Source organism: Rickettsia asiatica (assembly GCF_007989425.1).
Classification (GTDB): Bacteria; Pseudomonadota; Alphaproteobacteria; order Rickettsiales; family Rickettsiaceae; genus Rickettsia; species Rickettsia helvetica.
On the sequence record NZ_AP019563.1, the window covers coordinates 721,844 to 734,183 of the forward strand.

A 12,340-nucleotide genomic window follows, 5' to 3' on the forward strand; every position below is an offset into this window, starting at 1 on the left:
TCTATTAAAATAATTATTTAAAATGTACAAGCTTTATAATAAAACACAAGACAAATTTATTGTCTATGATAATTATAGAATAATTAATACAAATATTCCATTTGTAATTTTTTTACACAGCTTGATGTCTAGTATGCAATCAACTAAGGCTATCTATTTAATAGATTATTGTAAAAAAAACAATTATAATTTTATTGTTTTTGATAATTTCGGTCATGGAAACGCATCGGGACAATTTGAGGATCAAACAATTAGTGATTGGTTAGAAGGAGTATCACTAATTTTAGATAAATTAATTGATACGGAGGCGATATTAGTAGGTTCGAGCATGGGAGGATGGCTAGCACTTCTTGCGGCTTTAAGATTTCCTGATAAAATAAAAGGGCTTGTGTGTGTAGCCCCTGCTCCAGATTTTACCGAATATATTTGGCAAAATATATCGCTAAATGATCAAAATAAGATGCAAAAAGAGGGAATACTAGAAGTAAGCGGTAAAAATTGCGAGCATAAATATCCTATTAGCTATAAACTGATAGAAGATGCAAAAAAACATTTATTATTAATAAAAAAACAGATTGATATAAATATACCGCTGCATATAATCCATGGAATGTTAGATGAAGATGTGCCTTATAATGTTTCAGTAAAATTATTAGAAAAAATAACGAGTAAACAAATAGTAATGAAGCTAATTAAAGACGGTCACCATAATTTATCTAGAGAAGAAGATTTAAAGGTAATGACAAATTCCTTAGAAGAAGTGATAAGTAATATTAAATAAAAAAACAAATATGTATAGCAAAATAAATAAAGTTCATGATTTTAAAGAAGTTATAGAAGCGGTAAAACAAGCCGATAATACTAGCTTAGTGCTTTTTGATGTAGATGAAGTAATTGTAATGGATAGTGATGAATCTAGGTTAACACATGATTATAGAAAAGCATTAATGAAGGACATTGAAAAAAGACTTACTAGAAAAGAATGTGAATTATTACTTAGCGTTATTCTTAAAGGAAAAAAATCTAGGTTCGTTAATTTAGATATTTTAAAAATATTTGCTCTACTTAAAGAAAAAAATATTCCGGCAATGGGGCTTACTAAACTTCCTACCGATAAATTCGGCGTAATTGAAGATATGATCGAGTGGAGAATTCGTGAACTTGCTGAATTAAAGGTAAATTTTCAAGAATTTTCACCTTTAGAAGATGAAATAATAATCGAGGATTTTAATATCGGCTATGGTAAACCTACGTTAAAAGACGGTATAATTTACACTGCGGAATATGATAAAGGAAGCGTACTTGAATATGTATTACGCAAAACAAATTATTATCCGCAATCAATAATATTTATTGATGATATAGAAGAAAATTTACTATCATTACAAAAAACTTGTAAAGAACTAAAAATTAACTATCAAGGATTTGAATTTATGGGTTCTGCTATCGTTCCTGAACCTGATCTTGATGAACAATTAGAAAAAATTAGATTTGAAATTCTAGAGAAAGAATATAAATGGTTAACAGATACGGAGCTTAAAACACTAAAAAAGTAATTCCATGTTTATAAAGTTTATTAATTTACTTATTTTACTAATTTCATTATCTGCAATAGCAAATAAAGAAGTAATCACAAATATTATCGGTGTAAAAGCAACTAAAGTACAAATTGCCGAGCTTTACGACATATTTAATATTGTAGGGCAATGCCAGAATGATAATAGCCGTGATTATTATGCTAATGCCACCGGAGTAGTTGAAAAAGTCTCGGCACATCAAGGAGAAATAGTAAAAAAAAAAGGATATATTACTAGTTATAGATAAAAACATAGCAGAAACCACTAAATCTCAGCAGCTCTATTAAATACAACACAAAGAAGATTATAATAGAAAAGAAGCTTTATTTGCTAAAAAATTTGTAAGCAACGAGGAATATAAAAGATCAAAAAGCGAACTTGAAGATGCAAAATTTAATTATTCCAAAGCTCTAAAAACATATAACGACATGATAATTACTGCACCCTACTCCGGTAAAATAGGTGTAATTAAGTCTATGGTCGGCAATGAAGTAAAAATAGGCGACTATCTTTTTAGCATTACCGGAACAGAAAACTCACAAAGTATTTTTATTGAATTGCCAGAGTCTTTAAGCGGAAAAGTTGGAGTCGATACTGAAGTTTTAATTGCAGGAAAAATTAAAAGCACAATCGGGGCAGTGTCGCATTACTTATCAGATAACGGTACTTTAACAGCTAAAATTATTTTATCTATGGGTACAAAAATCTTGCATAATAGCTTTGTAGATGTTATGCTTATAATTAATCCACATAAAAATCTAACCGTTCCCGAAAGCTGTATTCAACGAAATAATCAAGGTAATTTTATTTATAAAATAGACGGTGATACAGTAAAACAATTATACGTAAAAATCGGTACACGTACAGAAGGTTTAATTGAAATTACCTCTGACGTAAAGGTGACTTAGTTGTTACGGAAGGTATGACTAAAATCGGCGATGGCTCAAAAGTGAAAATAATTGAGGAATAGTTATTTATATATGCTTTCTAAGCCACCTCTGTATTCTAGAGATTGTTGCACGTATTCCTTCTTGCCTTATAGAAGTAATAGTTAATAAAATCAAAATTTTTGTCACAAAGCAATAGGTTCGTATTTTTTGAATTACATAGTTATTTTTGAAAAAAGAAATATTACTTTTTTTATAGTCTTCATTTTTATTTTCTAGTAATCTTAATTGTGTAACAGCTGCTAATAACAAATTAATAGTAAACGGACTAAATTTACTTAAATAAGAATCATTAAGAACATAAGAAGTAATATTTATTAAACCTACTGAATATTTATTTGGGTCCATAAACGTATTAGTACCACCGCTAATTCGTATTTTAGACAATTCTTTGTCTATACCGCCTATTGAGTTTTTACTAGCAATAGATATCCATAAACAACAATCTTCACCGCTTCTTATATTTTCAGGAAATAAATTTTCTTGGAATAATGTCAAAGTTCCCATAACTGTCGGCATTGCTATTGGACAAGTTTGTATGACTTGAGGAAAAATATTTCCACTAAAAAACCCGGAATGAATAGATTCTATATATTTTCCTTTTTCATTTATTTTTTGATATGAAGTATGAGAAAATATAAAATTATTTTCTTCCATAAACTTTAATTGGATTTCTATTTTATCCCTATAAAATAAATCGTCCGAATCAAGGAAAGCAATATATTTTCCTATAGCATTTTTAATACCTAAGTTACGTGCAGCAGCAGGTCCTTCATTTTTTTTATGAAAATATTTTATTCTTTTATCTTTTTTGCATATTGAAGTTAATTCTGATATATCATCAGTCGATCCATCATCTATTATAAGTATCTCAAAATTTTTGTGTGTTTGAATAAGTACACTTTCTATAGCTTCAATTGCCCAATTTATTCTATTATATACCGGTATAATAACACTAACTTTAGTATCATGTAGTACTTGCTTAGCCATAGTACTTGCTAAATCACAGGCTTTTTTATACGGAGTATTATTTGATAAAAAATTAGCTGTACGAGTTAAAAATAAATAAGAAGAACCTTCCATTTTAATCATTTCGTCTTCTGTTAACTCATGAAGAAACGATGACCATAATACATTACATTCTTCATTATGATTTGATATTTTTTTACTACCTTGCTCTAAATGAAAACGAGATTTAATTAGGATAGACTCGTCAAAATAAATAGGAGCAACACGGAAAATTTTAAACCATAAATCATAATCTTGCGTTGTCGGTAAAGTTTCATTAAATATACCGACTTCATGAAAATATTTAACAGGAATTAATAACGAACAACCATGTATTAATCCTCGTAATAAAGGCAATAAAGAAATATTAAGTTTATTTATAGGTAGCACACTATCCGGTTTAATATAACGTAGAGAGTTTCCTTTTTCATCAATTAATTCATAACCACCGTAAATGATAGTATCTTTATTATCTAATTTATTTAATATGTTAACTTGATGCTCGATTTTATTAGGATAATATATATCATCATGGCTAAGCCATGAAAAATATTCCCCTTTCATGTTTTTTATACCGTAATTTAAAGCCGAACCGCAGCCTCCGTTTTCTTTATGAAAATAGCGTATTTTATCACCATATGATAATGCTACACGTTCTGTCTCTCCATTATCTTTTGAACCATCATTAACAACAATAATTTCAATATTTTTGTAAGTTTGTGCTAAAGCACTATTTATAGCTTCTTTCATATAATTAGCTCCATTATAGACAGGTATAATAATGGAAACTAAAGTATGATAAACATTTAGAGGTTTATCTTTTCTAGTTGTCATAACTTTTAAAAATAATTTATAAAATGTTAGTTTTATTGTTTAAATTTTCTATAGAGCTTTAGAAAAATAGATTTTTCTTCTTCACTAATAATTAGTTTATTTTTAAGAATTTTTATTTCTTCTAAAGCATTATTTAGCTCTGTTACTGTATTATTTAATTTACTTTCATAGTTTAGTTTTTCTCTTCGCTATTTTTAAATGCATCCCTAGTTTGCAGCAATTGTTTTAATATATCTTGGAATTACAAACCTAACTTTTCTAAAAATTCCGGGTTCCAAGCTCAGCTTGGATAGTTAAATAATTGTTTTATAGGCTTTAAATCTGAGTTACTGGATATACAGATTATAGAATTAGGAGGATTTTTTTCAGAATGTGTGTCGTTAGTTACACCATCTACTCCTTCATAGAAAAATTCTTTGTTCTGATATGATTCAAAGTCTTTTTCAGTAATCTAATTAACTAAATGATGTATATTCCCTTCCGGTTCATTAAAAGGTACATTTACTATTAATCGTTTTTTATATTTAAGATTAAGTGCCAGATTTAACCCATCTTCAATATGCTCAAGTGCATGTCGTGATACAATATAATCATATTCTTCTGCCTTTTTAATAAAACTAACTAAATCAGATTTAATATATTTTATATTAGATGCTCCATAATTTTTGTTCAGCATAAATTATAGATTCTTTACTGATATCTATTGCTGTAATTTCTACTCCTAATATATCGCTAAGCATGAAAGTTCCGTGTCCTGTTCCACAACTTATATCTAAAATTTTTATTTTTTGATTTAGCATTAATGGGCTATTAAGTATATCGGCTTCTATAATTTTTTTAAAAATCTTATACTACTTTTATGACGAATTACCTCTAAAATATCATAGTTTCCCCAGGAATTAATCTTTCTCCGTCATTATAAATTTCTTCTAACATAAATTATTTAAACTATTATAATTTTAATAAATATTCGGCGATAAATGCAGCAGGGTTTTCTACAGGATCAAGCATCTTTTTAAATTGATTTCTGCCGCTACTATTTTCATGATAAGGTAAATAATGATTTTGCTTAATAAATTCTATATAGTTAATAATATCTTGCGGCTCATAAGCAAAATACATATATTTTTTTAATTCTTTAGATAGAGCATTGCTATTAAATTCATTATTCCAACCATTACTTAAGTAAATTATAGGCTTATCGGCAACTACTACTTCAGCAAGAGATGAAGTACCGTCACTTATTACAATATCTGACACCATTATATCATCCAGTAACGACCTGAATGCATGTGCAGAAACAGTAACATTCTTTAAAGAATTAAATCTATTTAATATATTATCCATATCACTTTGGCTTAAGTAATTTTTACCGACCGCATAGGTAAATAGTGTAACATGTGGTCTTATAATAAAATGAATATTAGGATGTTGTAATGCATAATTATAGAAAAAATAGTGATAATTTAAGAAAGTAGAACCTCCTTCATATAAATCTCTATTTTTAAATGATAATTCCCATCTAGGAAGCCATAAAATGGTTTCCGAGTTTGGTTTTTCTTTAATATTATAATTTCTTACTTCATAGTATGGTTGATAACCTGAAACAATCACTCTATCCTTAGAAAATTTATAATTACTAATAAAGATATCTTTTGTACTTTCTGAGTCAACAAATACCGTCTCTATGAAACTTGATAACTTATCATCATCAATATTTTTTTGATGAAAGATATGCGGACCATAAACTACATACATAATTTTTGTTTTAGTTCCTCTAAAGCTCTTATACAAATTAGCAGCCGTAAAAGGTTCTGATATATAGCCTTGGAAATTTTCGTAAGGGTTTTGCGTAAAGATAAAATCCGGCTGATAATTTTTTAGTTCAGAAATTTCACATTTTGTATTAACATTTGAATAAGAAGCATACTTACCACATGGATATATCACATCTTGTATATCAAATTTACTAATAAACCTGGTATCTATTCCTCCTTGAATATTAGGATGAGGATGAGGTACTATTACAATTTTGACATCATGACCTATTTTTTTCATCTCATTATACATTGCGTATACGCCTTTGCCGCCGAATGTCTCTGTACTAACAAGGAAAACTATTCTTTTATAAGAATTTTCTTTGGAATAGCAAAAAGAAGATATAAGAGTTATTAGTAAAAAAACACTTAAAAATAAAGTGTTAAGTTTTATTAATTTAAAGAATTTCATGTTTTTGATATGGTAATAATGAATAGGATTACTTTTTAAACCATACTGTACGGTTAACATAATCCACATAACTTAAAACTATACGTAATATTTTCTTTGATACAAGACCTGCTTCAGCATAATCCGGTACAATATCTTGCATATTTTTATTATTCTCGCGTTCTTCCGTAATAGCTTTCACCGATTGCAGTACCCGCTCAGCCTTAAAACCCGACATAATAAGCGTACCGGCGTCCATACCTTCAGGACGCTCATGTGCTTCTCTAATATTTAAAGCAGGTAAATTAAGTATCGATGCTTCTTCGGTAATAGTACCGCTATCGGATAAAATACAAAATGCATTCATCTGAAGCTTAACGTAATCAGTAAAGCCAAAAGCCGGTAAAAACCTTATTTTATCACCAAGTTCCTTAAACCCTTCCAAATCTTCAAGCCTTTTTTTAGTCCTTGGGTGTGTTGAGAAGATTACGGGGAAATTATACTCTTTAATAAGCGTTTGTAAACTACTTAATAATTCTTTCAGATTATTTTTGACGTCGACGTTTTCTTCACGATGTGAACTAATTAAGAAATATTGTTTTGGTGTAAGTGACAATTTATCCAAAATATCCGACTTTAATATTTTAGGCATAAAGCGGTCAAGAACTTCAGGCATATGCGAACCTGATTTAAAAATAAGCTCAGGAGGCAAACCTTCAGAAATTAAATAACGTCTTGCATACTCGGTTAACGTAATGTTAACGTCGCTAATATGATCAATGATTTTACGGTTTATTTCTTCAGGTACACGCTGATCAAAACAACGATTCCCTGCTTCCATATGAAAAATCGGAATTTTACGGCGTTTAGCGGCAATGGCCGATAAGCAAGAGTTAGTATCACCATAAAATAAAACAGCATCGGGCTTTTCTTTCTCAAGTACTGCATCAACTTTTTCGATAATAAGCCCGATAGATTTTGCAGTATTGTCTGCTGCTACTTCTAAGAAATAATCGGGTTTTCTAATTCCCATATCATCAAAAAAAACCTGATTTAATTCATATGCATAATTTTGACCGGTATGAACTAGGATGTGATTAGTATATTTATCAAACTCGGAAATCACGCAGCATAGTTTAATAAGTTCAGGACGAGTACCGACAATCGTCATTACCTTAAGCATTTTTTAGCTCCTCTTGTACATAATCAAGATTTAGTAGCAGCTCTTTTACTTCTTCCAAATTTAAACGTTTTGTATTATGAGAATTGTAATCCTCTAAAAGTGCTACTTTCTTTTCACCTTCAACAAAATATTTTGCATAATTAAGATCGCGCCCGTCCATAGGAATACGGTAATAATCCCCTAAATCATCAGCTTTTGCCATTTCTTCAGATGATACTAACGATTCATAATGTTTCTCTCCGTGACGTGTACCGATAAAGCGTATTTCATTTTTGCTACCGAATATTTCTTGTAACGCTTTTGCAAGTACCTCAATTGTACTTGCCGGAGCTTTTTGTACAAAAATATCGCCTTGACGTCCATGCTCAAACGCATATAAAACTAAATCTACGGAATCTATAAGCGACATTAAAAAACGTGTCATTGAAGGTTCAGTGATGGTAAGGTCTTTATCCTGCTTAATTTGATTGATAAAAAGAGGAATTACCGAACCACGGGAAGCCATAACATTACCGTATCTAGTGACACAAAGCACGGTCTCACCCTGGCTACGCATACGAGCTTTTGCTACTGCTAACTTTTCCATTAACGCTTTAGATAATCCCATTGCATTAATTGGATATACAGCCTTATCAGTACTAAGTACTATAACTTTTGCAACTTTATTATTAATGGCTGCACTTAAAACATTTTCGGCACCTAACACATTAGTATTGATTGATTCCATAGGATAAAATTCGCAAGTCGGAACTTGCTTTAAAGCAGCGGCATGAAATACATAATCTACACCGTGCATTGCCTCATCAATACTTTTATAATTGCGTACGTCTCCGATATAGAATTTAAGTTTCGGATGATTTAAAGCAATACGCATATCCTCTTGCTTTTTTTCATCTCTACTAAAAATTCTAATTTCTTTAATATCGTTAATAATATCGGATTTAAGAAAACGAGAAAGCACCGCATTACCAAACGAACCGGTGCCTCCTGTAATCATTAAAGTTTTATCTACAAACATTATATATAAATACCTATTTTTGAAATTAACTGTCACCCCGTGACTTGATCACGGGGTCTTGTATCACAGACCGTGTCCTGAGATCCCGCGATCAAGTCGCGGGATGAGAAGTATCACCCAAACTCACACATACGCTTTACAAGCTCACGCCATTCAGGCGGAGCATATCCCGTTACCTCGTTAAAACTAGTAGCATCTAGTGAGCGATCTATTACAAGCTCATCTGACGGAATAATATCGATTTCTTTATTATATATTTCCGCTACTAATTTTAATAATTCTAACTTATTAATCGGTTTTGATGCAACATGATAAAGCCCATGCAACTCTTTATTTGGTAATACAAAATCCCTTATTATTCTTGCAAGCTCTACTGTCGGAAATCCTGAATAAATAGCTTTTTCAAAACCTTTCACGTGTCCTTCTGCACTTAAAAACCAATTGATTAAGCTTCTATTGCCTGCTAGCTCATGACCTATAATGGAAGTACGTAGTGTAATAGCATGCGGATAATCTACTTCACCAAGAAATTTTGAACGACCGTAAAGATCATAGCAATCAGGAAAATCACTTTCCTTATAATTACCTTTTTTTCCTGAAAATACACAATCCGTACTAATATGGATTAACCTTGAATTAGTTAGTTTACATAAATTAGCTAATCTATGCGGTAACAAACTATTTATCGGTAATGCTTTTAACGGATCGTTTGCATCAGTTAGTTGTTTTACAAGCCCTATACAATTTATTACTATATCGGGTTTTGTTTTATTAAATACCTCAACTAATGAATCATGGTTCTCAACATCTACATTTATAATTAATTTATCGGATAAATCCTTAGAAAAATAAGAACGAGCGGAATTATTTCGGGCTGTCGCAAAAATATCAAATTTTTTATCACTACTTAAAAACCTGCATATGCTATTACCTAGCATACCGGTAACACCTAAAATTAATATTTTCATGGTATATCTTATTTATTTTGCATCGTTTCTATCATAAATAATATATCTTTACAATAAGGTTTTTGCAAAGCTAGAAAGGCATTACTTTAAAAAGGTGATGTTGTTTTACCCGACTCCTATAAAAGACCTTATTGTCATAGAAATAATTAACTTGCCATAGAAAAAGTTCTTATTCTACTTTCTTTAACTTTCCAACCTTCATCTTCTGCAAGCTCTAAATCATATTGGTTTTGCATATTCATTCCACCAACGAGGATTAACATTAAAATATTTACCTAAACGGAGTGCTGTATCAGCAGTAATTGAACGATGATGCTTAATTATATTATTAATCCTAGTAACAGGTACATCAATATCACGAGCAAGCTTGCTTTGACTAATCCCCATAGGCTCCATAAATTCTTCTAAAAGAATTTGTCCCGGTGAAATAGGAGGTAATTTATTTGTCATAAATTCTTTCCTAATTAAATATTTTTTATAGAATCAAGCACAGTTTCAAGGATCATACTAGCAGCTACGGCATCATCATTATTATTACGGTCTTTTCTTTTAACGCCGAATGATTTAAGAAAATTATTTGCAGCTTTTGTAGTTAGTCTTTCATCTTGTAAGTATATAGGCAAGTTTATAGATTTTGTTAACTCTTCTGCAAATTTCATCACTATATTTGTTTGCTCCGTTACTGCTCCGCTCATATCAATCGGTAGACCTATTACAACACCGCAAACTTTATATTTTTCAATGATATTAAGCAAGGAAGTAATAACAACCTTTTTATTTATCTCGGTTATAGTATTTAAGGGCATAGTAATACTACGTTCTTGATTAGATAATGCGATTCCTAATTTTTTGCTTCCGTAGTCAATAGCGATAAGCGGAGCATTTGGTATTAAAAGCCGATAAAATTCTTGAAGATTTTTTATGATCATGATAGTTATAAAAATTATTTTATTAATTATTATATATGCTAAAAAATATCCAAAAATACATAGATATCAAATTAATTAAATTATCGGCGATTTTAGCCTTTATTTATTGTTTGTTATTTAATACCGCAATATTGATTTATAAATTTGATTATTATAAAGCAACGATCTTTAGAGGGATATTAGAGTTATCAAAAGATTTTTGTTATATTTATATATTTTCTGTTATAGCATTTTTCGGTCTTAGCGTACATAGATTAGTATTAAAAATCGGCGTGGGGTTTTTATTTATAACATCCGCTATTGCTAGTTATTACATTTATTTCTTCAAAATCAATCCTACTAAACAAGTAATAGGTAGTTTTTTCTCAACGGATTTAAACGAAGTTTATGAATTAACCAGCATTAAGTTAATAATATGGATAATTTTTTGCCTTTTTACCTGTTGTTATACTCTCAAATCTTTTGCCGCCGAAAATTCTAAATCATTTGTAATAAAACTATTATCTGCCGCTTGCTTACTTATTTTTGTATATAATATTATTACTCCCTCATTTAAGATACTAAAAAATTATTTTCCCATTCAGTATTTACATAATAGCTACCTTAATTTTGCTGGAAATTTCGGTGATAAAAATTATGCATGTATAGATATTAGCAAACAATATAATTTTATAGATAACTCTGACGCCGATATTATAGGCGTTTTAGTTATAGGAGAATCGGCAAGATTTGATCATTTCGGTATTAACGGTTATGAAAGAGATACGACTCCTTACTTAAAGACTGCTCAAAACCTAATTTCTTTCAAAGCTCAATCTTCTTCTAACCTTACCTATCTTTCCGTACCGTCTTTACTTTCGCGTTATCCTGCAAGTCACATTGAAAATAGTAGACAAGAGAACAGCTTTTTATCAATTTTAACAAATCTTGGCTTTAATACTACCTGGATCGGTACTCAAACTTTAATGAGGAGTTTTGCAAATTTTGACCTCAGTAATATATATAATGACGTTAATTTTATTATAGTACCGGGCGGCTCTGCCCTATTCTCTTTAAATGATCATGATGAAAAAATATTGCCTTTTATAAAAGAAATAATAACAAACTCAAAGAAACAATTTTTAGTAGTTCACACTTCCGGCAGCCATTGGAACTATAATGCGAGATATCCAAAAGAGTTTGAACATTTCACCCCTACCTGCCCTATTAAGGTTAAGGGGGATGCAAGTGATTGCGATAAGCTTGCTTTAGTTAACAGTTATGATAACTCTATTTTATATACCGATTTTTTTTTATCTAATTTAATAGATTTGCTTAAAGAGAAAAATGCATTTTTATTATATGTATCCGATCACGGCGAATCACTAGGAGAAAATGGTTATTACGGTCACGGTGGTCCACTACTTGCAGAACAAATAACCGTACCTCTTATAGTTTGGGTATCAGATGATTTTCAAGCCAAATATCCTGAATCAGTATCTTCAATTAAAAATTATGCTAATACCGAGATTAGCCATGATTATGTATTTCATTCAATCCTTGACTGTTTAAATATAGATTCCGACATAATAGATAAAGACTTAAGTATATGTAAATCTAGTTAAAAATTATTGAATTATTAAAAAATTTATATATAAATTAAGATCTCAATAATTATATGATTTATTA

Annotated in this window: 11 protein-coding genes and 2 pseudogenes; 4 read left to right on the top strand and 9 right to left on the bottom strand. The window is 30.1% G+C overall.

What is annotated here, in order from left to right; translation table 11 throughout:
- Positions 1 to 22: 22 nt before the first annotated feature.
- The 3 genes and pseudogenes from RAS_RS04200 (at position 23) to RAS_RS04210 (ending at position 2,547) form a co-directional block, all read left to right on the top strand.
- The gene (locus RAS_RS04200; RefSeq protein ID WP_147142618.1) at positions 23 to 781 is read left to right on the top strand and encodes an alpha/beta hydrolase; all 759 of its coding nucleotides are present in this window, start codon (positions 23 to 25) and stop codon (positions 779 to 781) included.
- 10 nt (positions 782 to 791) lie between these two features.
- Positions 792 to 1,556 (top strand): DUF2608 domain-containing protein, encoded by a 765-nt coding sequence (locus tag RAS_RS04205; protein WP_147142621.1) that lies wholly within the window; start codon positions 792 to 794, stop codon positions 1,554 to 1,556.
- Positions 1,557 to 1,560: 4 nt separating this feature from the next.
- A pseudogene (locus tag RAS_RS04210) lies at positions 1,561 to 2,547 on the top strand (efflux RND transporter periplasmic adaptor subunit).
- 4 nt (positions 2,548 to 2,551) lie between these two features.
- Here the strand turns inward: RAS_RS04210 and RAS_RS04215 are convergent.
- The 9 genes and pseudogenes from RAS_RS04215 to ruvX all read right to left on the bottom strand — a co-directional run bounded on the left by RAS_RS04215 (position 2,552) and on the right by ruvX (position 10,672).
- On the bottom strand, positions 2,552 to 4,366 hold the full coding sequence (locus tag RAS_RS04215) for a glycosyltransferase family 2 protein (protein WP_147142624.1): 1,815 nt from the start codon (positions 4,364 to 4,366) through the stop codon (positions 2,552 to 2,554).
- 451 nt (positions 4,367 to 4,817) lie between these two features.
- Positions 4,818 to 5,302, bottom strand: a pseudogene (locus RAS_RS04220) (class I SAM-dependent methyltransferase).
- A 15-nt stretch (positions 5,303 to 5,317) separates the two neighbouring features.
- Positions 5,318 to 6,664 (bottom strand): hypothetical protein, encoded by a 1,347-nt coding sequence (locus RAS_RS04225; RefSeq protein WP_172616127.1) that lies wholly within the window; start codon positions 6,662 to 6,664, stop codon positions 5,318 to 5,320.
- Complete coding sequence (wecB, locus tag RAS_RS04230) at positions 6,624 to 7,757, bottom strand: non-hydrolyzing UDP-N-acetylglucosamine 2-epimerase (protein WP_147142631.1); 1,134 nt, start codon at positions 7,755 to 7,757, stop codon at positions 6,624 to 6,626. The genes RAS_RS04225 and wecB overlap by 41 nt, the downstream gene beginning before the upstream one ends.
- Complete coding sequence (locus tag RAS_RS04235) at positions 7,750 to 8,775, bottom strand: polysaccharide biosynthesis protein (protein WP_147142635.1); 1,026 nt, start codon at positions 8,773 to 8,775, stop codon at positions 7,750 to 7,752. The genes wecB and RAS_RS04235 overlap by 8 nt, the downstream gene beginning before the upstream one ends.
- A gap of 113 nt (positions 8,776 to 8,888) precedes the next feature.
- The gene (locus tag RAS_RS04240; protein ID WP_147142638.1) at positions 8,889 to 9,743 is read right to left on the bottom strand and encodes a dTDP-4-dehydrorhamnose reductase family protein; all 855 of its coding nucleotides are present in this window, start codon (positions 9,741 to 9,743) and stop codon (positions 8,889 to 8,891) included.
- A gap of 146 nt (positions 9,744 to 9,889) precedes the next feature.
- Positions 9,890 to 9,979, bottom strand: a complete 90-nt coding sequence (locus tag RAS_RS09770) for a plasmid maintenance system antidote protein (RefSeq protein ID WP_232049133.1) — start codon at positions 9,977 to 9,979, stop codon at positions 9,890 to 9,892.
- A complete protein-coding gene (locus RAS_RS04245; RefSeq protein WP_029374813.1) occupies positions 9,963 to 10,130 on the bottom strand; it encodes a HigA family addiction module antitoxin in 168 nt (55 codons plus the stop codon). The genes RAS_RS09770 and RAS_RS04245 overlap by 17 nt, the downstream gene beginning before the upstream one ends.
- Positions 10,131 to 10,207: 77 nt before the next feature.
- Entirely contained in the window at positions 10,208 to 10,672 is a 465-nt protein-coding gene (gene ruvX, locus RAS_RS04250; protein WP_147142641.1) for a Holliday junction resolvase RuvX, read from the bottom strand.
- A gap of 35 nt (positions 10,673 to 10,707) precedes the next feature.
- Here ruvX and RAS_RS04255 point away from each other — a divergent pair, with 35 nt between their 5' ends.
- On the top strand, positions 10,708 to 12,276 hold the full coding sequence (locus RAS_RS04255; protein WP_147142644.1) for a phosphoethanolamine transferase: 1,569 nt from the start codon (positions 10,708 to 10,710) through the stop codon (positions 12,274 to 12,276).
- The last annotated feature ends 64 nt before the right edge of the window (positions 12,277 to 12,340 follow it).

Bases quoted from the DNA above. Each gene is read 5' to 3' on its own strand.
- RAS_RS04200 (WP_147142618.1), top strand. From the start codon at position 23: ATGTACAAGCTTTATAATAAAACACAAGACAAATTTATTGTCTATGAT.
- RAS_RS04205 (WP_147142621.1), top strand. From the start codon at position 792: ATGTATAGCAAAATAAATAAAGTTCATGATTTTAAAGAAGTTATAGAA.
- RAS_RS04215 (WP_147142624.1), bottom strand. From the start codon at position 4,366: ATGACAACTAGAAAAGATAAACCTCTAAATGTTTATCATACTTTAGTT.
- RAS_RS04225 (WP_172616127.1), bottom strand. From the start codon at position 6,664: ATGTGGATTATGTTAACCGTACAGTATGGTTTAAAAAGTAATCCTATT.
- wecB (WP_147142631.1), bottom strand. From the start codon at position 7,757: ATGCTTAAGGTAATGACGATTGTCGGTACTCGTCCTGAACTTATTAAA.
- RAS_RS04235 (WP_147142635.1), bottom strand. From the start codon at position 8,775: ATGTTTGTAGATAAAACTTTAATGATTACAGGAGGCACCGGTTCGTTT.
- RAS_RS04240 (WP_147142638.1), bottom strand. From the start codon at position 9,743: ATGAAAATATTAATTTTAGGTGTTACCGGTATGCTAGGTAATAGCATA.
- RAS_RS09770 (WP_232049133.1), bottom strand. From the start codon at position 9,979: ATGCAAAACCAATATGATTTAGAGCTTGCAGAAGATGAAGGTTGGAAA.
- RAS_RS04245 (WP_029374813.1), bottom strand. From the start codon at position 10,130: ATGGGGATTAGTCAAAGCAAGCTTGCTCGTGATATTGATGTACCTGTT.
- ruvX (WP_147142641.1), bottom strand. From the start codon at position 10,672: ATGATCATAAAAAATCTTCAAGAATTTTATCGGCTTTTAATACCAAAT.
- RAS_RS04255 (WP_147142644.1), top strand. From the start codon at position 10,708: ATGCTAAAAAATATCCAAAAATACATAGATATCAAATTAATTAAATTA.